The organism is Marinobacter sp. LV10MA510-1, from assembly GCF_002563885.1.
GTDB lineage: Bacteria > Pseudomonadota > Gammaproteobacteria > Pseudomonadales > Oleiphilaceae > Marinobacter.
In genome coordinates, this window is sequence record NZ_PDJA01000001.1 from 3123104 (window position 1) to 3146758 (window position 23655).

Consider the following 23655-nt stretch of genomic DNA (forward strand, 5'->3'; position numbering starts at 1 on the left):
TATGGCCAAGGTAATGATTTTCAAACGTTTTGAACGTTTCTGGCACTGGTCCCAGGCGCTGCTGATTTTCAGCCTGCTGCTGACCGGTTTTGAAATTCACGGCAGCTACCAGCTGTTCGGATTTGCGGACGCAACCCAGTTACACACCATCGCCGCCTGGGCCTTAATTGTACTTTGGCTTTTCGCCATTTTCTGGCACATAACCACCGGCGAGTGGCGCCAGTACATACCCACTCGCGACGGCCTTTGGGCCGTGGCGCATTACTATCTGATTGGCACCTTTACCGGTGCCAGCCACCCCTACCGCAAAACCAGCAAAGCCAAGCACAACCCGCTGCAACGGCTGGCCTATCTGTTTTTCAAACTGATGATTTCGCCGGTTATCTGGGTGTCTGGTCTGCTGTATCTGTTCTACAGCCAATGGCCCGAAGCGCTATCAAGTGTTCTATCACTGCAGGCCGTGGCCACCGTCCACACAATCGCCGCGTTCGCCATGATGGTGTTCATCATCGGCCATGTGTACATGACCACTCTGGGGGCCACCCTGTTCAGTCACATAAAACCGATGGTGACCGGTTACGATACGGTGGATGAACCCAGCAAAAAGCCGTGACACATCCAGTCTCCGTTTTACTCCATAAGAACCGCCATACCCCTTAAGACTGTTCATAGAACGAACAGTCTTTTAATATTCTTAATAGGTATAACGATAGAACCCATTGTTTGGTAAGATTTGACGTATCTCAAGAGAAATCTGTCCATCCAAATAATGACAAGAGGTTCAGAGGCATGCAAACCAACACCGCAGAGCAGGGTAAAGAGCAAGGCAAACAGCACACCGTAGTTATTGTTGGGGGCGGGGCCGCGGGCATTTCCGTTGCTGCAAGCTTGCACAAACGAGACAGCACCCTGGATATCGCGATTATTGAGCCGGCACACAGCCACCATTACCAGCCCGGCTGGACCATGGTTGGGGGCGGTATTTTCAAGCCGGAAACCACCTCAAAACCCATGGCCAGTGTTATGCCGGGATTTGCCTCATGGTACAAGCAAACGGTGTGCTCTGTAGACGAGCTGAACAATCAGGTTACGCTGGCCGACGGCTCTGTGATCGGGTACCAGGCCTTGGTGCTGGCACCCGGGGTAGAACTGAACTGGGCCGGTATTGACGGCCTGAAAGAAGCGCTTGGCTCGAACGGTGTTACCTCCAACTACCAGGAGGGCATGGCCAGCTACACCTGGAAAATGGTCCAGAGCCTTAAAACCGGGCGCGCGTTGTTCAGCCAACCCCCCATGCCCATCAAGTGTGCCGGTGCGCCACAAAAGGCGATGTATTTGTCAGCAGACTACTGGCTGCGCAACGGGGCTTTGAAAAACATCGACATTCAATTCCATAACGCCGGCGCTGTACTGTTTGGCGTCCCCGATTATGTGCCGGCGCTGCAAAGTTACATTGAAAAGTACGGCGTTGAGCTTAACTACCAGAACAACCTGGTGTCGGTTAACGGCCCTTCGCACAAAGCAACGTTTCGCCGCACCAAAGCCACAAGAGCCGCCTGGTTTCTGAAAGCCAAGCAGCTGCCGGGCCTGTACTGGCATGTTATGCTAAAAGGCCACGAATGGATGGCAAAGCCGGCGCGCCGCTCGGTCTGACAGACCAAAAAAGACCGCTCGTTCGTAATGCTTGAGTCAGACACGACCGACAACACACCTGGCTAAGCCAGAACAGGAGAATAGAGCATGATCGGATACGTCACGATTGGTGTCAGCGATATGGAAAAAGCCAAGAAATACTACACGGATCTTCTGGGCGACATGGGCGCAAAAGTCCTGCTGGATTTGGGCCGCATTGCCTTTATTGGTAAAGATATGAAATCCCCCATGATGGCGGTTTGTACACCGCATGACGGTTCGCCGAACCACCCCGGTAACGGTAATATGCTGGCGTTTCAGCCAGGCTCAAAAGAAGCGGTTGATACCTACTATCAGAAAGCCATCGAATTGGGTGCAAGCTGTGGCGGCGAACCCGGCCAGCGTATTCCCGACCAGTTTTACGGTGCCTACGTGAAAGACCCAGACGGCAACAAGGTAGCTTTTTACCACTTCGGCTGATTCAGCCCTGCCGTAAGCTGAGGCCGCTTTAATCGGCGGTCTCGGTTCCAAACCACCATCGCGGTAACAACTCCCGAATCTGCAGCTGTAAAAATCGATCGTCAATCAGCCATATCACCCCTTCGTCTTCTGGCGTCCGAATAACACGCCCCGCCGCCTGCGCCACTTTCTGCAGGCCAGGAATCAGATAGGTGTAGTCGTAACCTGCGCCGAAACGTTTCTGCAGGCGCTGTTTCAAAATGTCGTGCCAGGCATCAAAGGGCGGCAGCCCCAGGGTGGCCACAAACGCGCCAATCAGCTGGTCCCCCGGTAAATCAATACCTTCACTGAACACGCCCCCCAAAACCGCAAAGGCCACACTGCCGGATTCTTCGCGGAAGCCTGCCAGAAAATCTTTGCGCTGCTGCGGACTCATGCCTGGCTGCTGTGAGCGTTGGGGCACATCTGCGGCGCTGCTGCTCAACGCCACATTGACCTCATTCAGATATTTAAAACTGCTGAAAAACGCCAGATAGTGGCCTGGGCGCTGGCGATATTGCTGCGCGATCAGCTCGGCAATGGGCATTACCGACGTCTCACGATGAGCCTGGCGGGTGCTGATTTTGGGCGTGAAGTTCACCTGTAACTGATCGGCGCCGAACGGGCTGGGCAGGGAGGTAAAACAGCTGTCTTCCGGCAACCCCAGCAAATCCCGGTAATACACGCCTGGGCTTAAGGTCGCGGAAAACAGCAACACCGAGGCCGCCGCCTGAAACCGGTCACGCAGGAAATCCGCCGGCACCAGATTCTGAATGGTCAGGCTGGCGCGGCCGCGGCCTTCGCGGCGAAATTCACAAAGGGAATGGTCGGCGAACGAATCCGCCAGTTTCATAAAGGCAACCGACTCGAACAGGACTTCCTGCAACGCCAGATCCGGCGGGTTATCCGCCAGATAATCCGTAAGCCCGGACACCAGGCCCTGCAGGCTGCCGGTCAGCGATACAGGCAAAGCACTTAGAAACACCGGTGCTGTGCCAGCTTCGGCTTGGTCACGAATCACCCCCTGCCAGGCCCGGGCAGTGCGGTCCAGATGGGATTTTAGAACTTTGGGCGCGGTTTTACGCAGCTTCAAAAGCCGCTGTTGGTCCAGCTGCACCGAATACATGCCGCGGCCGCGATCCACCAGATTGTGGGCCTCATCCAACAGCACTGCCGTTTTCCACTGATTCTGCCGGGTCAGGCCATAGAGCAGGGCGGATTGATCAAACATCCGGTTTACATCGCCAATCACCAGATCACACCAACGCGCCATTTCCTGGGCCAAGAAGTAGGGGCAGATGTCATGGCCGGCGGCGATCTTCGCCAGCGTCTCCTGAGTCAATGTGGAATCGGCCTGGGCGGCTTCGGCGCGGGCGTCTGGCAGGCGGTCAAAAAAACCTTTGGCCAGGGGGCAGGAATCGCCGTGGCAGGCTTTGTCCGGGTGCTCGCAAGCATCGGCTTTAGACACCAGTTCCAAGGTTCTTAACGGCCAGATTTGCGGTGTTTCCTGCGCTAACCGCAGGCGATCCACCGCGTCTACCGCCAGCTGGCGAGCGGTGTTACGGCAGGTGAGGTAGCACAGCACGTCCTGATTCGCCGCCGGCATGGCCATAAGTGCAGGGAACAAAGTACCCAAGGTTTTGCCCAGGCCGGTAGGCGCTTCCAGCAGCAAGGTGCCGCCCTTCACCGTATTTTTGTAAACGGTTTCCGCAAGCTGGCGTTGGCGCGGGCGAAACTGCGCAAACGGAAAACGCAGTCCAGACAGGCGAATATTCCGCTGCTCCCGGTGATGGGCTTCCTGCTCTGCCCACAGCCGGTAGCGATCACACAGCACTTCCAGCTCTTGCCAGAGTTCATCGGCGCGGGCGGTTTCGCTGATCGACGTTTCCCGGTTGTTGCCAATATCGAAGTACACCAGTGCCAGCTTTACGGTTTTACGCTTTTCCTGGCGGCACAGCAGAGCACCGTAAGCCCGCAGCTGAGCCCGGTGAAGTGCGCGCTGATGGGAGCGAATGCGCGACAAGTCGCCACGGTGGGTTTTGATTTCTTCCAGCAGTCCGGAGTGCGGGTTATACACATCGGCACGGCCAGACAGCGCCAAGCCCAGGCATTCGCCGCTAATCGGGTACTCGCTTTTGTAGCCGTATCCGCGCTTTGCCTGAATCGCCTGGTGGCCGGCAATGCCCTCTTCGGCGCTGGGCGCCGGGGTGTAACGAAAATCCAGATCGCCTGCACGGGCAGCAAACTCGCAGAGTGTGCGTACCGCCACCTTCATGGCGTGGCCTCGCCGGTTTGCCAACGCAGATAACACACGCTGGCGGCGATGCCCTTGCTGGCGAAAAAATGAAGCCAGCGAACCTGGTGATCCTGTAGGCGATCGCCAGGGCCCTTCACTTCAATCATTTCGTATCGCGGCCTGGTATGCGGATTTTCAGGGTAAAAGCGGACAAGATCGGGAAAACCGCTGCGATGTTCGCGAATATTCAGCAAAAGTCGCTCAAAAAGAATGTGTAAATCAAGCGCTGGAATACAATCCAGCGCCAGCGTCAGCAGCTCCTCATTCAGCGCAGGCCAGGTCACAAAGGGGTTGGTAATGCCCTGCTTTACGGCGTAGGTGTTCAGTATCTGCTGGCGATAGCCGCCATCGTGCAGCGCCGCAAAGCACTGATCAAACGCGGCCTGGCGCCGGCTGACAAAATCTTTCCGCAGCAGGTCCGCCGGGCCACTGTGAAACGGATGAAAAAAAGCGCCGGGTATGGGCTTGAAGATGGTGTTCCAGCACAGCAGACCAAACAGGCTGTTTATCAGGGTGTTTTCCATATAAAACACCGGTGCTTCAGGACTCGAAAGATGGTCGCGCACCGCCCTCTCCACAGAGCGACCCGTTTGCGGCAGCGTCAACGTGAACTCGTCAAGCGGCGGCGGTTGTGGTGCCAAAGGAGCGGGCTGTTTCACTTTGGCTGCCAACCGCTTCAGAATCCGCGCCAGACCCTGGGCTTCGGCGTCGCTGAGTTCGGCGTGCTGCCAGTCAGAGGCAATCGCCCAGGCTTCGTCAAAGCGTTTCATCCGCTCCAGCAGCCGCAGTTGTTTCAACCGGGCTTCCCTATGGCCACTTGAGGCAAGTGCTTCCAAAGCTACTTCCCGCTCGCCCTGACGTTCCGCCTGTCGGCCCAGCTCAAGCAGCAGGCGATCGCGGCGACTGCTCAGCCACGGGTTGTCAGAAGGTTGCGGCACCTGGGCCCACACTTCAGCGGCCGGCATTCCAACGTCCAGACATTCGCGGCAGTGGTGCATGGCCAGATAGGTATCCACTTGGCTGCGTTCGGAGAAAGCCCGGGCTTCAGAGGTGAATTGCACCTGCTCGTAGCGTTGGTGGCCCAGCTCCACCAGCACAAAATCCGACCAGCTCTGGCGCAGGTTGCCGAAGAACATCAGGCGAACGCGGTCAAACAGTGCCATTGAGCTCACCCGCACTACCGGCGAACCAGAGTCACCCAGCCAGTCGATCACGGTACGGGCATCGGCGTAGGTACCCTTCAACACATCGCGCATCTGGGCTTTGGCCAGGTTTTTGCTGAAACCGGCCTGCACCAGAGCCGGCGCAAACGCCGGGCGAAGTTCGGCCAGGGTAAACAGGCGAAACAGATCGTCCAGAGTCAGCAAGGGAGCACAATCCAGCCAGTCATCTCTAATCAGGTTGTTCAACGCATCCGCTTCCGAACTTCCCAACTCTGGGTACTTCAGCTTGTCAGTGCGGAACAGCTCACCGCTGCGCATCACCATCCGGGCCAACAAAGCTCGGGCAGGACGGGGCAAATCAAGGAACTCGCTTAGCCGGGCATTCTCCGGCGCCGACAGCAAATCGGAGTGGTGGTTAGCCACCCACGCCACCACCGTTTCCATGTTTTCCAGGTAGTACAGGGGGTTTTCAAGATTCGCCGCGGCGGGCCTGAAATCCTGGTGATGCTTGCTCATAAAGACACGGACAGACCTAATTGAGGAGGTGCAATGCAACCACTCGAATTTAATGAGTTAACGCCTGAATTTACTTTATTTTTTTAGCTTGGTTTTTCACACCGTCCAAAATGGATTCACTAATGCGCGATGGAAAATCAACGGGCAACAGGGCTTCTACGGCGCTGATTGCACGGGGCACCTGTTCGGCGATCTCGTCGAGGAGCTCGCTCGCCCTCTCGCGGGAGAAGCCAACTTGATGAGCCGCACTTATGAAATGCCTTTGTTGAATTCGATCCCAATGGTAATGGCGGTTACGGCTTTTAACAGACATCGCCATTTTTGCTTTTTGCGACGCCAGACTGCCTTGCGCCATCAGCGGATAGGCTGAGATCACGTCGTACAGCGGTGTCATCCGATAGGCTGAGCCAGGCTCTATAAAAAGACTGAAATTTTTTGCATGGCCATCAATCGCCGCCATCAGCCAAAACAATATCTGAGCTTTGAAGAAGGTTTCGCGATCCCTTTGAACCTCCTGGGAACCAAGAAGAAGCTTCATACCATCGTGAATTCCCGGGCCGCCATCGCTCTCGTACTTGATCGCAGGTGCTACGCCGAGGGCCTGACAAAAGTCTTCCTGAGGCAATCGCATTAGCCAAGCGGAATCCTTCGACCAGCGCCGATCAAAGCGTTCGACAATTAATACTTTCTGACGGCCAAACTGCCCAAGTTCCGCATTAGCAGTGGACAACCCAAAGGCTTTTAAAAGCTGTAAACAGAGCCATTCATTCTCACCGCTTTCACGAAGATCAATATTGCTATGATCCAGAAAACCGATTGGGAGCTTGAAGATATGACTGGTGGGCGTGCTCCCGATGGGGAGTTGCCAATGCTCCTGATACCAGAGTAACGCCGTTTTTTCCTGAGCACCCGCCAGTGAAATGCGAAAGTCATTTTCCCGCGCCATGCCCAGCGGTGCATCTTGATAATTGCCCAGCAAAAACTCGATCGCGGTGGTGTCAAGTGGTTCAGCCGTCACCTTTCGGACATTCGGCACGTCGCAATCTTGAGGATAGAGCTGAATGGCGCCAATACAGTCTCGGCCAACACTCCAAAGTAGATCAAAAGGATGGCGGGTAGGAGCGCTGAAACGTGCTTGCATGCGAGATCTTATGGCATTCGAGTCTGGCAGAAGGTTATCAAAAAAATTAAAAACCAACGCTCCGCGATATACCTTCGAAGACAACGGCAGTGAAAGAGAGATAGCTCGGGCACCGGGCTGATTTTGCCAGGCAGGAGAATACTGAAAAACCATAGCGCCGGAGGCTTTTAACGTTAACTTTCCAACTTCAATACCGTTCAGGGCCACAAGTAAATCAGGCATGGACAATCACCATTCTTCGCTCCAACCGATTACCGAATCCGAAGCACCGCGCTCCACCACACGCAATTCAAGATCAAGAGCGGAAAGGAGCTTGAACAGAGTCTCGATTCGACTTTTCTCCGGGTAATTCTCAAAGTTGGAAACCGTGGCCTGTTTCACGCCGACTGCGGCCGCAGTCGCTTGCTGGCTCAGATTTTGGCGATGCCTTGCATTTTTGATGGCGGTAGACAGCGCTTCAGGTGAAGTAATTTTCATGAACATACCCCTTAGACGATAAATTAAGTTTCATACCGTATAGGGTATAAAGTCAATAATATCCTTCATAGGGGATTAAGCAGCTCTATACTATTTCAAATGCCTATATCCGCCGGTTGCAGACGCACGCCAGCGATTTTCCAGACGTCTTCTACCTGTACCATTCGATAATAGGCGTCCCAGGATTTGCCCTCGGGGCCTTTGAGCTTCACTACCTGGATGTGAAAAATACCGTGGGGCACACTTTCGGTGAACTCAATCTGGGTGGCACTGTGTACCGCAGGGTAGGCTTCGCGCACCATTTCCACAAACACCTGTGACGATCCAAAGCGACGCTTGATACCCTCGGACGCATAAGCCCAGGCTTGCTCACCGTCGTTGTTAGCGAACGCTTCGATCTGGCGCAAGATAGAGTCTTGAATCTGGATCGTGTCCTGAATTCCGGCTTCTTCATCATTATCGTTGGCAAAAGACTGGGATGCCCAAACAAGCGCAAAACCCAAACTTATTATCAGAAACAGAACAACGCTCTTTGTGGTGCGGGTAAGTTGCTGGCCCATGACGAAACCCTTTTTTTGACCATATTTTAACCAATACGGGAAAAACGGTGCTGCGGACTCCCCAAGTGTAAGCCCGGCTTTACTTACGGCCGGCCTTTTCTGGCCAAATGATGTTGATCAGCGCCTGTCGCTGCCGATCAGGAAAGGCAATGGTGTTGTCTGAGCGAGCAATGGCAAGCGCCTGACCCAGCATGCGGAACAACTCAACGTTCTGGTGCACACATTTCGGAATGGCCTGGCTGCGCAAATATTTCAGGTAACGCTGCAGATTTTCTTCATCCGACCGCCAGTGCTCGCCAAAGGCATTACGAAACAGGGCGCGTGTCGCAATGGCGCGCCACTCGTCGCAATAACCGCTTTCAAGCCTTTCCGGATAAACATACAAATCCTTGATTTCCTTTTGTATGTTTACAACAACGTGCTCTGGCGAGAACAGCAGTCGCATGGCCAGCAGATCATAACTGTCGTTCAGCTGTTCGTTTACGGCGCTTTTGACCAATCCTATTCTGCTCATAATCACCCGTTCAGTAAGGTATTTACCTTGCGATGATTTTCCATCGCGCACGGTTTCAAACTGTCCGCTTCTGTGGTCACATACGTTAAGCTGACGCATCGGGATTGAACCCCATACCAGACAAGGAAGACCATGGCCGCTTCATCCACAAATGCCACAAGTGACAACCCGCATATTACCCCCGGTTTTCACGCGGTTCACGCCAATCATTTAGAAGATCTGCGCCGGGCCGTGGTGTTTATCTGCCAGCAGAACCCGCTACCGCCGCTGCAAAGCGAAACGTTTCTAGTGCAAAGCAACGGTATTGCCCAGTGGTTAAAACTGGCGCTGGCGGAAAAGCGTTCAGAGGATGGCAGCGAAGGCGGCTTGGGCATTGCCGCCGGTATGGATTTTTTGTTCCCGGCGCGGTTTATCTGGCAGGCCTATCGCGCCGTGCTGCCAGACGGCGAGGTGCCAGAGCAATCCCCCTTTGATAAACGCCGACTGGTGTGGCGGCTGTACCGGCTGTTACCGGAACTTGTTCTTACAGATGAGGCGTTCAACCCGCTGGCGCGTTTTCTGGACGGCAGCGACACCGATTTGCGGGCGTTCCAGCTGGCCGAAAAAGTCGCGGATTTATTTGACCAGTATCAGGTGTTCCGAGCCGATTGGCTGGCAGCCTGGGAGCAGGACCGGGATGTGGTCATCAGCACCCGTAACGGCGAAAAACCGATTGAGGAAGACACCCGCTGGCAGCCAATGCTGTGGCGCAAGCTGGTGGAAGACACCGGTACCGAAGCGCACACAAGTCGCTCACAAATTCACACCCGTTTTATGACGCAGGGCCAGCAAATCACCGCACCCGCCCATCCAAGTCGCTTACCAAAACGCATTGTGGTGTTTGGTGTATCGTCTTTGCCACGCCAGGCGCTTGAAGCCCTGTACGTGCTTAGCCGCTTTAGCCAGGTGGTGCTTTGCGTTCACAACCCTTCGCAGTTTTACTGGGCTGATATTGTCAGCGATCGCGAACTGCTCAAAGCCGAGCGCAAACGCGGTGCCAGCCACCCTACGCTGTCGCAGATTGACGACGCCGACCAGCTGCACCAACACGCCAACCCGCTGTTGGCAGCCTGGGGTAAACAGGGCCGGGATTATATTCGCCTTCTGGACGAATTCGACAACCCCGACGAGTACCGCAACAGATTCCAGACGCCGGATCAGAAGATCGACATCTTCTCCGAGCACGGTGCAGGTCAGGCAACCTGCCTGCTGCACCAATTGCAGAACGATATTTACAACCTGACCCCGCTGCAGGAGATTCGCGCTGAACAGCGCGAGCTGAATCTGCAAGATGACCATTCCATGGTGTTTCACGACGCCCACAGCCCACAGCGTGAAGTGGAAATATTGCATGACCAGCTGCTGGCTTCGTTCAACGCCGATAGCACCCTGCGCCCCCGCGACATCATGGTAATGGTGCCCGACATCAACGTGTATGCACCCCACATTCAGGCGGTGTTTGGCCGCTATACCGCCGGGCGCAAACGCCATATTCCGTTTACCATTTCCGATCAGGGTCAGCGCAACCACGAGCCGGTATTGATAGCCCTGGAAACCCTGATGTCGCTGCCGCGCCACCGCTTTGGGGTGAGCGAAATCATCAGCCTGTTGGAAGTGCCCGGCATTCGCGATCGGTTCGAGATTGCCGAAGAGGAAATCCCCTTGGCGCGGCGCTGGGTGGAAGGCGCCAATATTCGCTGGGGCCTGCACGGGGCCCACCGGGAAAGCCTGGAGCTGCCAGCCGATCTGGATCGCAACACCTGGCAATCTGGCCTGCGTTCCATGCTGTTAGGTTATGGCATGGGCGACGACGAGCCCTGGGCCGGCGTTCAGCCCTACGGCGAGATTGGCGGCTTGCAGGCCAGCCTGGCCGGACGCCTTGGCGAGTTTATCCATCGTTTGGAAATTCTGTGGCAAGACCTACAGGCAAGCCGCACACCGCAACAGTGGGAAGCGCTGTTCGCCGCCATGCTGGAACAGTTTTTCCACAAAGTCGAAGGCCATGACCTTTTGCTGCTGAACCGCTTTCGCCGCCAGCTGGAACAATGGCTGGACGACACACTGGCCGCGGGGCTGGAACACCAGCCGTTGCCATTAAACATTGTAAAAGACGTGCTATTGGACGGCCTGGATGAAGGCGGCCTGAACCAGCGTTTTCTGGCCGGCAAGGTGAACTTCGCCACCTTGATGCCTATGCGCGCCATACCGTTTCGCACGGTGTGCCTGCTGGGCATGAACGACGGCGACTACCCGCGCTCGCGGCCGCCGGTGGATTTTGACCTGATGGCACAGGATTATAGACCGGGGGACCGTTCCCGCCGGGAAGACGACCGCTATCTGTTTCTGGAAGCCATGCTGTCGGCCCGCGAACAGCTTTATATCAGCTGGGTAGGGCGCAGCATTCGCGACGATTCGCCACGGCCGCCATCGGTGCTGGTGGGCCAATTGCAGGATCACTTGAACGGCTTATGGCATCTGCCAGGGCAGCCCAATGTCGCGGTAACGGATGCACTGACCACCTGCCACCCGCTACAACCGTTCAGCCGCGACTATTTTCCCCAAACCCGACACGCCCGCAGCCTGTTCACCTACGAACACGAATGGCGCAGTGCTCACGGCACTGTCTCGACAGACGCGCAACAGCAGGCGCTGGCGTACCAGCAGCCGGAAGAACCCATCACCCTGAATGATCTGGCCGGCTTTTTGAAAAAACCGATAGACACGTTTTACCAGCGCCGCCTGCAAGTGCGCTTTGAAGACGTGGAAGACGACGACACCGACACCGAAAACTTTGATTTGAACGGCCTCGACCGCTGGCGCCTAGACACCGAACTGATTGAACAGGGCGTGCTAAAAGCCAGTAACGAGGAAGATCTGGAACAACGCTTGGAAACGACCCTCGACCGCATGGCCCGGAGCGGCGACCTTGGCATGGGCATCACCGAGCACCGGCTGCGCGGCGAGCTGTCTGGCCGTCTGCCAAATTTGTTCGAACGTTATCGGAGCGCCCTGGCCGAATGGCCCGAGGAAATCCGCGAACCCCTGCCATTTAATTATCATTTAGCCACCAGCACCGGCTCGGTGGAGGTGCTGGATCTGATTGACCATCTGCGCCGCAATTCAGAGGGTAAGCTCTGCCGGGTGGTCATCGCCGGCTCCAGCCTGCTCACGGGCAGCGGGCAGTCCAAAAAAATTCGCTACGCCAATCTGATACGCGACTGGGTGATTCACCTAGCCGGGCAAATCGCAGCGCAGCCTTTTGAAACCCTGATTCTGGGCAAAGAAGAAAAACGCAATGTGCGCTTCGCACCTCTGGCAAAGGAAACCGCACGCAAGCATCTGGACGCCATTTTGGCGCGCTGGATGGACGCCAATACGCGCGCATTACCGGTGCACTGTGAAGCCGGTTTCGCCTGGATTTATAGCTTTTATCAAAGCAAAAAATTTCTCGGTGAGCACGAACGCGCCATCAGCGACGCCGAGCAGGCCTACACCACCGCGCTGGAACGCGACACCGGCTATTTACGCGGCGCCTTTGACAGCGCTGAATTATTGTTGGAAAGCGGCGAATTTGAAGCCCTGTTGCACGAACTCTATGTGCCCCTGTGGGAAGCCGAACAAGGCAAATCCGCCGCCGGTCAGTTCGAGGACGAGGTATGACAGCTACTACACCTTTTATAGCGCCCTTAATGGCGAAGCCAAACCCCAATCTTGACCCATTGGCGCTACCCCTGAACGGCAGCACCCTGATTGAAGCCAGCGCCGGAACCGGCAAAACCTTCACCATTGCGATTTTGTACGTGCGCCTGGTACTGGGCCACGGTCAGCCGGAAGGCGGCGCCCTGGCCGCGGGCCTGGTACCGCCAAACCTGCTGGTGGTGACCTTTACCGACGCTGCGACCAAAGAGCTGCGGGATCGCATTCGCATTCGGCTGACCCAGGCCGCCGAGGTGTTTTCCAATGTCGCCGATAGCATACCGCCCACAGCAGAAACCGCGCTGATTCACCAGCTGCGGGATGACAGCTATCCAGACCCGGCCACCTGGCCAGACTGCCGCAAAAAACTGCTGCTGGCAGCGGAATGGATGGACGAAGCTGCAGTATCCACCATTCACGCCTGGTGCAACCGCATGCTTAGCGAGCACGCATTCGACAGCGGCAGCCTGTTCCGACTTACCCTGGAAACCGACCAAAGCAGCCTGATGGAAGAAGTGGTGCGGGATTACTGGCGCACATTTATTTATCCGTTATCGCCAGAGCTGATGGACGAGGTTATCGACCATTGGAAAACCCCTGACCAACTGCAAAAGGCGGTGCGCAATCTGCTTCTGGCTGCTGATTCCCTCGACGCGACCAGCGGCAGTGTAGAACAGCTGATTGACGCCACAGTACAACAGCGTAAAAAGCAGTCGCAAACGCTGAAAGCCCACCCTTGGGCTGAGTGGAAGCCCGAAGTAACCGACATGTTGCTGGCACTGAACAAAAGCAAACGCCTGCACGGCGGCAGTATGAAGCCGATGGTTACGGCCTGGGACACCCTGCTGGACTGGACAAACTCCGATGAGTTTTTCCCTGCCGGAATGGAGAAAGCCGGCTTTCAGAACCAGACACCCGAGGTGCTTGCGACAAAACTCAAAGGCGATGGCGATGTCCCACACCACAAGGCGTTTGACGCTATCGCAGAACTGATCGCCTTTAGCGAAAACCTGCCCAGTGCCGAGGCCGATATTCTTCGCCACTCAACTCATTGGATTGCGGCGCGGTTGGAATCGGAAAAACAGAAACGCTCAGAAATGGGTTTTGATGACCTGCTCACCCGGCTGGACGACGCTTTGCACGGCCCCCGTGGCGACCAACTGGCGGCCACCATTCGCCGCCAGTTCCCGGTCGCGCTAATAGACGAGTTTCAGGACACCGATCCGGTTCAGTACCGCATCTTCGACCGCATTTACCGGGTGGCAGAGAATCGCCCGGATACCTGCCTGCTGATGATCGGCGACCCAAAACAGGCCATTTACGGCTTCCGCGGCGCCGACATTTACACCTATCTGGACGCCCGCACCGGCGCCCGCGACCGTACCTGGACACTGGGCCGAAACTTCCGCTCGTCACGGCCAATGGTGGCAGCGGTGAACCGGGTGTTCGAGTATGGCGACCAACACAGCCCCGAAGGCGCTTTTCTATTCGGCAAAGGCGATGCCTCAGCGCTGCCATTTCAGGCGGTAGAGGCCAACGGCACCAAGCGCCTGTGGGCCGTCAACGGCGAGCTGAAGCCCAGCCTGACGCTGTGGGCCAGTGAAAGCGAAAACACCGACAAAAGCGGCAATCGCAAAGGCCTGGCAAAAGGCAGCGCCACCCTTGATGTGGCCGGCACCTGCGCCAGTGAAATTGCGCGCCTGCTGACGTTAGGGCAGCAGAGTTTGGCCGGTTTTGCGCTGGAAACCGACCTGAATGACATCGAGCCGGCAGAACCCAAAGACATCGCTATTCTGGTGAACAACCGCAAAGAAGCGGCGGCAGTGCGGAATGCGCTTGGGCAACGGGGCATAAAAAGCGTGTACCTGTCTGACCGGGATTCGGTACTGACGTCTCAAGAGTCAAAAGAAGTGCTGTGCTGGCTAAAAGCCTTCGCCGAACCCCGCCAGCTGGCCTATGCCCGCGCGGCCCTGGCCACACCAACCTTGGGCTTGCCTTGGTCCTATCTTGATCAGCTACTGACCAACGAGATGGCCTTGGAGCGTGAAATCGAGCGCTTCATGGGCTACCAGCAGCAGTGGCAAAGCCAGGGCGTGCTGCCCATGTTGCGCAGTTTTCTGATGGACTTTGACGTGCCCGGCAGGCTGCTGCAGCGCGTCGGCGGCGAGCGCCGGCTAACCGACATTCTGCACATTGCCGAACTGCTGCAACAAGACAGCCTGCAGCTAGACGGCGAACACGCACTGGTGCACCACTTCACCGCCATTCTGCGGGCCGCCGACGACGAAGACGAGCACCGCACCCTGCGCCTGGAAAGCGACGCGGGGCTGGTAAAAGTGATCACCGTGCACAAATCCAAAGGCCTGGAATACCCGCTGGTATTTTTACCCTTTGGCACCGCCTACCGCGCGGAAAACGAAAAACAGGCGTTTGTGCGTTATCACGACGACAAAGACCAGCTGATCACCGTGTTCGACCCCACACCAAACGACGTCGAGCAGGCGGACAAAGAACGCCTGGGTGAAGACATCCGCAAACTCTACGTCGCCTTGACCCGCGCCCGGTTTGCCACCTGGGTGGGCGTGACCGAAATTGAGAACTGGCAGCTGAGCGGCCTGGGGCATCTGCTCAACGGTAACCCTGCCGCCACACAATCGCTGGGTGACGCCCTGCAACAACTGGCCGCTGACCACAGCGAGCTTTTCGTAGAATCCTTGCCCAAAGCCACTGACGAGCACTATGCGGAACCTGCGCCCGCCGCCCTGGGACCGGCATTGGTGTCCACCCGCGAGGCGCGCGAAGACTGGTGGATTGCCAGCTACTCGTCGCTGGAATACAGCGGCCTGTCTGGCACCGGTATTATGTTTGCCAGCGAGTTTGAAGATGCCGAAGCCCAGAACCTGCTGGAAGAAGGCACCCAAACCAGCGATGAAGAAGACGCCGCCATGCTGCTCAGCCACAGCCTGCACTATTTCCCCAAGGGCGCAGGCCCCGGCACCTTTCTGCACGATATTCTGGAATGGTGCGTGCAGCAGGGCCTGCAACACCTTGTGGATAACCCACCGCTGCTGCGAGAGCAGCTCACCCGCCGCTGCAGTACCCGGGGCTGGAGCGATTGGGTAAACACCCTGGAGCATTGGCTACTCGCGCTGATGCGCCAGCCGCTGCCGCTAAACCGCAGCAACAGTGAAAGCACCAGCCTGGCCCGCCTGAACACACTGCGTCCGGAACTGGAGTTTTGGTTTGAAAGCCGCAATGTCAGCACCCGCGCACTGGACAAGCTGGTGACTCAACACACGCTCAATGGCGCTGACCGCCCACGAGTGGAGGGCGGGCGCTTCAACGGCATGCTCAAAGGCTTTATTGATCTGGTGTTTGAACACAACGGGCAGTATTACGTGCTGGACTACAAATCCAACGTGCTGGGCGACAGCGATAGCGCTTACACCAATCAGGCCATGGGCGAAGCCATCCTGGAAAAACGCTATGACCTGCAATACGTACTTTATCTGCTGGCCCTGCACCGGCTGCTGAAAGCCCGTCTGCCAGATTACGATTATGACCAACACGTGGGCGGTGCGGTCTATCTGTTTTTGCGCGGCATCCATGCGCCCGGAGCCGGGGCGTTTTGCGACAAGCCACCGAAAGCATTGATGGAGCAACTGGATGCCATGTTTGATGGCAAAGCCACGGCCGCGGAGGTGGCAGCATGAGCAAAACCCGGAATTTCGACAACCAGTTTGCCTTTGATCTGGACGAGACGACACCTGTTATCGCCAGCTCCCCTGACAACAGGCTTGCCCTGCAGCACACCGATGCTCTGCTAGAACAGCTGGACGCATGGCAGCAAGCCGGCTGGATTCGCCCGTTGGACGTGCGCTTTGCGCAGCTGATCCGGGATTTATCAGATGAACAAGGGAACACACCGGCACCCCTGGTTTTACTGCTTGCCGCACTGGTATCCCATCAAGTGGGCCGCGGCCACGTGTGCGTGGACCTTGCAACTCTGATGGCTGATGCCACAACAACATTGTCACTGCCACCGGAAGAGCCAACGGCAGCTAGCAGCCAGAACAAGGCAAACCCGTCCAGCTCCGCTACAGCGCCTATCGCAAATTCGACAAATACCAACCTGGGCCAAACCCGGCCAAGTGATCTGTTGGCACAGGTGTCCGTGCAGGAGTGCTTAAGCGCACTAAACGATGCGTTAGCGGTCAGTGATGGCTCGCACACCACGCCGCTGGTGCTAAATGGAACCCGGCTGTATCTGCGCCGCTTCTGGCGCTACGAGCAATACATTGCTGCCGGCATTCAACAGCGCCTGGCGCAGCCGTCCCCGCTGGCTGACCCGCTATCGCCCGCGGCTGCCACTTTGAGCCAGGCTCTGGACGTACTGTTTAAACCGCAGGGCTCTTTAAATCCTCAAAGCTCTCAAGATTCTCAAAGCACTTTAAACTCGCAAAATCCCCAAAGCTCTGTCGACTACCAAAAGCTAGCCTGTGCCCTGGCGGCCCGCAACCGCTTTGCAGTGATTACCGGCGGCCCCGGCACCGGCAAAACCACCACTGTGGTCAAGCTGCTGGCGGCTTTGCAGTCCGTCGCAGGCGAGTCACCGGAGCGGGAAGGGGGGGATGGGAAGAAAGGTAGAAAGTACCGTATTCGCCTGGCCGCGCCGACAGGCAAAGCCGCTGCGCGACTGAACGAATCCATCGGCGGCGCTGTCAGCCGGCTGCCCTTGGCACAATTACCGGGGCAGGTCGCATTGGCGGATATACCCACCAAGGTAACCACCCTGCACCGGCTGCTGGGCAGCCGTCCGGACACTCGCAAGTTCCGCCACAACCAGGATAACCCCCTGTTGGTGGATATTCTGGTGATTGACGAAGCCTCCATGGTGGATCTGGATATGATGGCGTCGGTGTTCGATGCACTGCCGGCAAGCGCCCAGCTCATTCTGTTAGGTGACAAAGATCAGCTAGCCTCGGTAGACGCCGGTGCGGTGCTGGGCGAACTCTGTCAGCGTGCGCCTGACGGGCATTATCTACCAGCGACTGTACAGTGGTTGAAAGCCATCACCGGCACCGACATTCCAGCGGTCTTGCAGGATTCAAACGGCCAGCCTCTGGACCAGGCGGTGGCCATGCTGCGCAAAAGTTATCGATTTGCCGAAGGCAGCGGCATTCGCCACCTGGCCGAAGCGGTTAACACCAACGCGCTGAGCGCCGACACCCTGCAGCAGGCCCGTGACGCAACTTTTGAGGACGTAGTCTGGCTCAATGGCCGCAGCAAAAAACCCTCTCTGGAGAATGCTCAGGCGCTGATCTGTGGCCATGCGATCAGTGGTAGTCGGCAGGCATTCAGCAATAACGGAGAAGGGCGAATCGATGGCAACGGGCAGCCTTTACCGCCACCGGTGGGTTACCGCCACTATTTGACGCTGATGCAAAATCACAATCTGGACAGCAACAGCACAACCGGACAGTGGGACCAACTGGCTAAATCGGTATTGCAGGCTTTCAGTGATTTTCAAATCCTCTGCGCCCTGCGCCGCGGGCCCTGGGGTGTGGAAGGGCTGAACGACTTGATTGCGCACCATCTTCTGGCGCAACGGCTGATTCCGCGAGCCGAGGGCTGGTACGCCGGGCGGCCGGTGCTGGTTACCGGTAACGATTACAATCTGGGGCTGATGAACGGCGACGTGGGAATCACCTTCAGTGTTGCCTCGAACATGGGCACGGGCACAGATCCGCAAAGCGATGACGAAAAAACACAGACAATGTTGCGCGTGGCCTTTCCCACCAGCGACGGCAGCGGCGACATCCGCTGGATATCACCCAGCCGGCTGCAACAGCTGGAAACCGTGTACGCCATGACCGTGCACAAATCCCAGGGTTCGGAGTTCAACCACACCTGCCTGATACTGCCGGACCGGGTAAGCCCGGTACTCACACGGGAGCTGATTTACACCGGCATTACCCGGGCAAGAAACTGGTTCAGTTTGATAACCGGTGACGCCAGCGTATTCAGCGAGAGTGTGGGGCAGCAGGTGGTGCGGGCATCCGGATTGGGCGCAGTGCTTGACGAGTAAGTTTAGCCGCAGGCTCTTCTTGCCGAGCCTGCGGCGTGCAGTTCAGACGTGTTTAAGCGGATGTCTCTGAATCAGACATGAGCCTGGGCTGCGAGAACACGGTCACTTCAGGCAGGTCACCGGTGAACTTCTCAACGTCGCCGGCTCCAGTTTGCCCACAGTTGCCTTGCGCCAGCTTCGAGGTCGCGATACCCGGGGTAAGATTATTAACATCGCCGTAACGGCACAAGCTACCGATCTCGCGGGGGTTAACCGGGTCAAACCAGCCACCCTCGGAAACCATCAAAACCCCGGGCATGACATCGCCTGTAACCACCGCACCGGCAAGAATCTGCCCACGGTCGTTAAACACCCGTACCACATCGCCATTGTTAATACCCCGGGGCTCGGCATCCTTCGGATTTATCCAGCAAGGTTCGCGATTCTGCACCGCGTAAGTCTCGCGAAGCGAGGTGCCACATAGCTGCGAGTGCAGGCGGCTACGCGGATGGTTACTGGAGATGCCGAGCGGATACTTGGTAGTTGGCCCATCCAATCGCTCAATCGGCTCCATCCAGGTGGGGTGAGGCGGACAGTCATCGTATCCGTACCCGGCGATCGCCCGCGAATAGATCTCGAATTTGCCTGTAGCGGTACCCAGCGCTCTGAGAATCGGGTCGTTGCGGAACGACTCGTGGCGCACAAAGTACTTATTTTCATCCTTCAGCGGGAACGCAAGGGGCTTGTTAGATTCCCAGAACACGTCAAATACCGGCATTTCCATACCTTTGGCCCGCGCCTCGATTTTTGCGCCTTCGTAAAACCCGCGAATCCAGTCCATTTCCGAACGGCCCTGGGTAAATTCATAACCCTTGCCCAATTTGTCCGCGATGGCCGCAAAAATGTCGAAGTCGTTACGAGCTTCAAATTGCGGTTCAACCAGTTTCTTCATCGCCACAATATGGCTCAGAGCATAGTCGCCAACCTGTTCGATGTCGTTGCGTTCGTAAGAAGTGGTACACGGAAGAACGATGTCAGCGTGGCGAGCTGTCGCCGTCCATTGGAAATCGTTAACAATAAAGGTATCCAGCTCGCGCCAGGCTTTGAGCATCTCGTTGCGATCCTGATGATGCGCGAACGGGTTACCACCGGCCCAATAAGCCATTTTGATCAGCGGCAGTTCGATTTCCCTACCGTTATGCTGCATGGTCTTACCAGGGTTCAACAGCGTTTCGACAAAGCGCGCAACCGGAATGGATACGCCTCCACCGCCCGCCAACCACGCGGCTCCTTCAGCGGCTTTAGCACCTGAGCCGTTATCGATACTCTTCAAAATAGGGCTTTCATGGGTCGGCGCACCGCCAGAAGAGTAATGGTAGCTCAACCCATAACCGCCACCGGGCAGGCCAATCTGCCCGAGCATGCACGCCAGGGTTACCAGCATCCAGGTGGACTGCTCGCCATGGTGCTGGCGTTGCGTGGCATAACCCAGAGCCAGCATCGTACGATTACTGGCAAAGCGTCGCGCCAAATCGCGAAGGGTGTCGGCGTCGACACCACAGATTTCCGCTGCCCAGTCTGCATCCTTCGGCTGGCCGTCGGATTCGCCGGTCAGATAAGGCTTAAATTCTTCGAAGCCGCTTACATAGCGATCAAGAAACTCTTGATCGTGCAGGCCTTCGCTCAGCAGCGTATGGGCGATGCCCATCATCATTGCCACGTCGGTCTGCGGTTTTGGGGTAATCCACTCAGAGTCGAGGTAATCGGCGGTCTTTGTTCTGACCGGGTCGATGCTGATTGTTTTTACGCCGGCTTCTTTGAGCATTTCAACGCCCGGGAAAGCACCATGATCAGCTACTTGCCAGGAAATGTGGGAGTTTTTCCGCGGGTCGCAGCCCCAAAACACCATAAGATCGGTGTGCTCCGCAAGCACTGGATAAGTGGTGCATTGTTCGTACACTTCGATAGACCCTGATACGTATGGCAATATAACTTGCGCCGCACCGGTCGAATAATCGCCCGAACTGGAGGTATAGCTGCCGGTCAGGTTGAGCATTCTTGCTAGCAAGGTTTGACAGTTGTGCAGTCTGCCCGGGCTTTTCCAGCCGAATGAGCCGCCGAAAATCGCCTGTTGCCCGTATTCCCCGCGAACCCGGGTGATTTCGTTCGCCACCAGCTCGATGGCTTTTTCCCAGGACACACGTACAAAGTCGCCTTCACCGCGGCCATCGGGATCGGCGCCCGGCCCTTGCTCAAGCCAGGCACGGCGAACCATCGGATAGCGAATGCGCGATTGCGAGTAGATAGAATCGCGCACACCATCGAGCATGTGCGAGGCGTGGGGATCGCCCTCCCAAGGTATGAATTTAACCGCGCGACCGTCTTCAACCACGCCTTTAAAAACGCCCCAATGACAGCCAGAAAGAATTTCTTTTGTGGCGCTCTGAGCCATTGCACCGCTGCTCAATAGCGATAGCGAAAACGGCATGGCACTTAACGCTGCTGTTGCCGCGGAACCCTGCAAAAAACGCCGGCGCGTGGGCGAAGCAACGTCTGCTTTCGCAGTAACCTGCAATCCTTCAGTTTTGTTACTCATGCCAATTCTCCTTCACATTGTTCGTTAACGGACGTCGCGGCGTGATCCTTCATCAACAGCACAGACTGAGCTGTGCGAAGCAAGGCCAGTAATAATTCGCCAGCACCTGCGTAAAATCCTTCAAGGTCTTGACGCTCTAGCGCTTCAGCGAACGCAGGCGACCAGCTTTGAAGTCGACGCACCAGATCTGCAGCGATCGAATAGCGGTCGCTGCCAAGAGCTGCCACCAAGGCCGCAAGTTCAATAGCAAGATGATCCGCCGGTTCACAGCAGTCGCTGCTGACGTGTACATTCAGGTCGCGCAATATTGCGTTCATTTCTGCCACAGACTGCTCGCCGAGCGTTGGCCCGTTACCACACCAAGCGCTTTCATAGGGCATTACTGCACGATTTCGGAAAATGCCCTCGAACAAAGCCGTATAACGGCGCTGCAATTGCACCGTCAGATTTTCCGGGGTTTCCTGCTCCAGAATATGACACAGCTGTTGTGCTACAGCGGGCGCACCCAGTTGTGCGCCTATCCACTGCAGCGCGTTTTTGCCAGGCACTGCGTTGATATCCATCACCTGCTGTTGAGAAAGCGGTGCAATAAACAGCCCGCTCAGCCATTCAGCGGCCACTAAAAGCCCGTAGGTATCTGTGTTGGCGCTGTGATCAACAGACGCACGATCGCAGCTCATTGCGGCACTCCTTCACTGGCTTTCTTAACGACCAATGCCGGAATATCGGGGCCAAGATCGTTGGAATGATTCTGCAAGTACGCCAGTATCAGACGGTATTCATCGTCGTTAAAGCTGGTGAATCGCTTCATAGATTTGAGAGTTCCAATCCATTGATTGGCAGTGAAGTGATCCTTTTCGGCCAAAGAGTGACAGGACGAACAGGCGGCCTGATAAGCGTTCTGACTGAAGCTCCAAAGCTCTTCTTGGCTCAGATTGAGTTGGTTGGCATCAGACCAGACTTGCAATGTGACAGGGCGCCAAACCTGATCGGTTTTCGGCTCGATTTCGGTCTCGCCGCGCTGAGCTGCCGCTACAGCCTTGTCACCAAGCGCCGCCATAATGACCCGTTGACCTTTCTCCTGGTAAATAACCGAAGGAGCGTTTTCGGGCTGCCAACCTGAAATCTCAAGTTGCAACTTGTCACCCTGCCTGGCGAGTACCCTGGCTTTTGCCCCGCTGAGGAATTTGCCGTCTTCGGTCTTGGCCTGTTCCATCTCGGACGTTGTGTAGAGCGACTTGGTACCGGCTACGAAGACATCGTCTCCCTCGCTGATGTCTTGCGGATCGCTGGTCGGTAGAGGAGCCCGACGATCAAAGGCGGTATCAAGCATTACCACTTCCTCGGTGAAATTAGGCTCAGGCATTCCAGGCGCAGGTTTGTCTATCGGCGAAATGTGTTTCAAATAGACCGCCATTGCCTGTAAATCTTGCCACGGCAACTGCGAGGTGTTTTCTATAACCTCAGCCATATCGCCACCTGCTTGGCGGCCAATAGGGCTAACACCAGTGTGCAGATAGTTTGCAAGAGAGGCTGCAGACCAGAAGCTTATACCGGTTTCATCAGGGGTAATGTTGGGAAAGTGGCCTGTGCCCTCTGGGTTCGGGCCGCCCGCGTAACGCATGTCGTTGGGAACATTGCCCATAAAGGTTCGCGGCGAGTGACATTCAACACAATGGCCAGCGCCTTCTACAAGATAACGCCCACGCTCGAATTTGGCGTGATCAATTCCTGCGGGTAAATCAGCGGTATCAACACCAATTTCAGCGGTGCTTTTGCCGTCCAGAAAGGCCAGACGCCACACACCAATGCCGCGGCGCAAGTTGTACGGGAAGTTAAGCTCATGGTCTGGCACTAACTTGTCGCTTTTTGGCAGCGCCATCATGTAGGCGTAGAGGTCACGCACATCTTCCGGCGTCAAACGCTGGTAAGACGTGTAGGGAAAAGCCGGATATAAGTTATTGCCGTCAGGCCAGAAGCTGCTCGGACCCACACCTTCACGCACCGCGCGATCAAACTCTGCCAGAGTCCAGCTACCAATGCCGTGCTCCGTATCTGGCGAGATATTAGGCATGTGGAACTTGCCGAAGGCGGTGTCAAGCACCTTGCCGCCGCCTAACTGTTCATCGCTGTCCTGGCCGGTGGTGGCATGGCAGGTAGCGCAGTCGGATGCGACAAATATAAGCCTGCCGTTGTCGAGATCGGCAGGACTACTCGCGCTCGCAGCAGCGGGAAGACTGCGGGTCATCGACCAGGTCCAGGGGGAAGTTAAAACGAGGAAGCCGGCAACACCGAGTGCAGCAGCCCCCGCTATTGCAATGGAAATTTTCTTGCGTTTGCTTAGCATAGGAAGCTCCCGTAACTGCTGCGATGGTATCGCCAACAACGCGAGGAGGGTTTCGCTGAAAAGCTCGGACTATTTTAAAGCATCCAATCAGTGGCGTTAAGTCCATAGCGTCG

Annotated in this window: 15 protein-coding genes; 6 read left to right on the plus strand and 9 right to left on the minus strand. The window is 56.4% G+C overall.

Annotated features, from left to right (window positions below; genetic code table 11):
• The first annotated feature begins 1 nt into the window (after window position 1).
• The 3 genes from ATI45_RS14965 (at window position 2) to ATI45_RS14975 (ending at window position 2112) form a co-directional block, all read left to right on the plus strand.
• Window positions 2–613, plus strand: coding sequence for a cytochrome b/b6 domain-containing protein (locus ATI45_RS14965; protein WP_179888418.1), 612 nt, complete (start codon window positions 2–4; stop codon window positions 611–613).
• 176 nt (window positions 614–789) lie between these two features.
• Window positions 790–1653 (plus strand): NAD(P)/FAD-dependent oxidoreductase, encoded by an 864-nt coding sequence (locus ATI45_RS14970; RefSeq protein ID WP_098420364.1) that lies wholly within the window; start codon window positions 790–792, stop codon window positions 1651–1653.
• An 87-nt stretch (window positions 1654–1740) separates the two neighbouring features.
• A complete protein-coding gene (locus ATI45_RS14975) occupies window positions 1741–2112 on the plus strand; it encodes a VOC family protein (RefSeq protein ID WP_098420367.1) in 372 nt (123 codons plus the stop codon).
• A 28-nt stretch (window positions 2113–2140) separates the two neighbouring features.
• On the opposite strand, the gene ATI45_RS14980 is transcribed toward ATI45_RS14975, so the two are convergent.
• The 6 genes from ATI45_RS14980 to ATI45_RS15005 all read right to left on the minus strand — a co-directional run bounded on the left by ATI45_RS14980 (window position 2141) and on the right by ATI45_RS15005 (window position 8797).
• Entirely contained in the window at window positions 2141–4405 is a 2265-nt protein-coding gene (locus tag ATI45_RS14980) for an ATP-dependent DNA helicase (protein WP_098420369.1), read from the minus strand.
• Entirely contained in the window at window positions 4402–6105 is a 1704-nt protein-coding gene (locus ATI45_RS14985) for a VRR-NUC domain-containing protein (RefSeq protein ID WP_098420371.1), read from the minus strand. Before ATI45_RS14985 ends, ATI45_RS14980 begins: the two co-directional genes overlap by 4 nt.
• Window positions 6106–6175: 70 nt before the next feature.
• Window positions 6176–7468: a type II toxin-antitoxin system HipA family toxin gene (locus ATI45_RS14990; protein WP_098420373.1), complete on the minus strand. Its 1293-nt coding sequence runs from the start codon at window positions 7466–7468 to the stop codon at window positions 6176–6178.
• A gap of 6 nt (window positions 7469–7474) precedes the next feature.
• Complete coding sequence (locus tag ATI45_RS14995; protein ID WP_098420375.1) at window positions 7475–7723, minus strand: helix-turn-helix domain-containing protein; 249 nt, start codon at window positions 7721–7723, stop codon at window positions 7475–7477.
• Window positions 7724–7818: 95 nt separating this feature from the next.
• Complete coding sequence (locus ATI45_RS15000) at window positions 7819–8283, minus strand: DUF4864 domain-containing protein (RefSeq protein ID WP_098420377.1); 465 nt, start codon at window positions 8281–8283, stop codon at window positions 7819–7821.
• A 79-nt stretch (window positions 8284–8362) separates the two neighbouring features.
• On the minus strand, window positions 8363–8797 hold the full coding sequence (locus tag ATI45_RS15005) for a hypothetical protein (protein WP_098421779.1): 435 nt from the start codon (window positions 8795–8797) through the stop codon (window positions 8363–8365).
• Between the two features lie 132 nt (window positions 8798–8929).
• Here ATI45_RS15005 and recC point away from each other — a divergent pair, with 132 nt between their 5' ends.
• Genes recC through recD form a run of 3 tightly spaced genes read left to right on the plus strand, consistent with a single transcriptional unit; the run spans window position 8930 to window position 18620 of the window.
• Window positions 8930–12496 (plus strand): exodeoxyribonuclease V subunit gamma, encoded by a 3567-nt coding sequence (recC, locus tag ATI45_RS15010; RefSeq protein ID WP_098420379.1) that lies wholly within the window; start codon window positions 8930–8932, stop codon window positions 12494–12496.
• Window positions 12493–16245 carry an exodeoxyribonuclease V subunit beta gene (recB, locus tag ATI45_RS15015; protein WP_098420381.1) on the plus strand — a complete coding sequence of 1251 codons (3753 nt, stop codon included), beginning with the start codon at window positions 12493–12495 and terminating at the stop codon, window positions 16243–16245. The genes recC and recB overlap by 4 nt, the downstream gene beginning before the upstream one ends.
• A complete protein-coding gene (gene recD / locus ATI45_RS15020) occupies window positions 16242–18620 on the plus strand; it encodes an exodeoxyribonuclease V subunit alpha (RefSeq protein ID WP_098420383.1) in 2379 nt (792 codons plus the stop codon). The genes recB and recD overlap by 4 nt, the downstream gene beginning before the upstream one ends.
• A gap of 52 nt (window positions 18621–18672) precedes the next feature.
• Here recD and torA read toward each other — a convergent pair whose 3' ends face one another.
• From torA to ATI45_RS15035, 3 genes are read right to left on the minus strand one after another with little or no spacing between them, the layout of a single operon-like run.
• The gene (gene torA, locus ATI45_RS15025) at window positions 18673–21195 is read right to left on the minus strand and encodes a trimethylamine-N-oxide reductase TorA (protein ID WP_098420385.1); all 2523 of its coding nucleotides are present in this window, start codon (window positions 21193–21195) and stop codon (window positions 18673–18675) included.
• A complete protein-coding gene (locus ATI45_RS15030; protein ID WP_098420387.1) occupies window positions 21192–21875 on the minus strand; it encodes a TorD/DmsD family molecular chaperone in 684 nt (227 codons plus the stop codon). Before ATI45_RS15030 ends, torA begins: the two co-directional genes overlap by 4 nt.
• Window positions 21872–23542 carry a c-type cytochrome gene (locus ATI45_RS15035; RefSeq protein ID WP_098420389.1) on the minus strand — a complete coding sequence of 557 codons (1671 nt, stop codon included), beginning with the start codon at window positions 23540–23542 and terminating at the stop codon, window positions 21872–21874. Before ATI45_RS15035 ends, ATI45_RS15030 begins: the two co-directional genes overlap by 4 nt.
• Between the last annotated feature and the right edge of the window lie 113 nt (window positions 23543–23655).

Bases quoted from the DNA above. Each gene is read 5' to 3' on its own strand.
- recC (WP_098420379.1), top strand. From the start codon at position 8,930: ATGGCCGCTTCATCCACAAATGCCACAAGTGACAACCCGCATATTACC.
- ATI45_RS14970 (WP_098420364.1), top strand. From the start codon at position 790: ATGCAAACCAACACCGCAGAGCAGGGTAAAGAGCAAGGCAAACAGCAC.
- ATI45_RS15005 (WP_098421779.1), bottom strand. From the start codon at position 8,797: ATGAGCAGAATAGGATTGGTCAAAAGCGCCGTAAACGAACAGCTGAAC.
- ATI45_RS14985 (WP_098420371.1), bottom strand. From the start codon at position 6,105: ATGAGCAAGCATCACCAGGATTTCAGGCCCGCCGCGGCGAATCTTGAA.
- torA (WP_098420385.1), bottom strand. From the start codon at position 21,195: ATGAGTAACAAAACTGAAGGATTGCAGGTTACTGCGAAAGCAGACGTT.
- recD (WP_098420383.1), top strand. From the start codon at position 16,242: ATGAGCAAAACCCGGAATTTCGACAACCAGTTTGCCTTTGATCTGGAC.
- ATI45_RS15035 (WP_098420389.1), bottom strand. From the start codon at position 23,542: ATGCTAAGCAAACGCAAGAAAATTTCCATTGCAATAGCGGGGGCTGCT.
- ATI45_RS14980 (WP_098420369.1), bottom strand. From the start codon at position 4,405: ATGAAGGTGGCGGTACGCACACTCTGCGAGTTTGCTGCCCGTGCAGGC.
- ATI45_RS15000 (WP_098420377.1), bottom strand. From the start codon at position 8,283: ATGGGCCAGCAACTTACCCGCACCACAAAGAGCGTTGTTCTGTTTCTG.
- ATI45_RS14965 (WP_179888418.1), top strand. From the start codon at position 2: ATGGCCAAGGTAATGATTTTCAAACGTTTTGAACGTTTCTGGCACTGG.
- recB (WP_098420381.1), top strand. From the start codon at position 12,493: ATGACAGCTACTACACCTTTTATAGCGCCCTTAATGGCGAAGCCAAAC.
- ATI45_RS15030 (WP_098420387.1), bottom strand. From the start codon at position 21,875: ATGAGCTGCGATCGTGCGTCTGTTGATCACAGCGCCAACACAGATACC.
- ATI45_RS14975 (WP_098420367.1), top strand. From the start codon at position 1,741: ATGATCGGATACGTCACGATTGGTGTCAGCGATATGGAAAAAGCCAAG.
- ATI45_RS14995 (WP_098420375.1), bottom strand. From the start codon at position 7,723: ATGAAAATTACTTCACCTGAAGCGCTGTCTACCGCCATCAAAAATGCA.
- ATI45_RS14990 (WP_098420373.1), bottom strand. From the start codon at position 7,468: ATGCCTGATTTACTTGTGGCCCTGAACGGTATTGAAGTTGGAAAGTTA.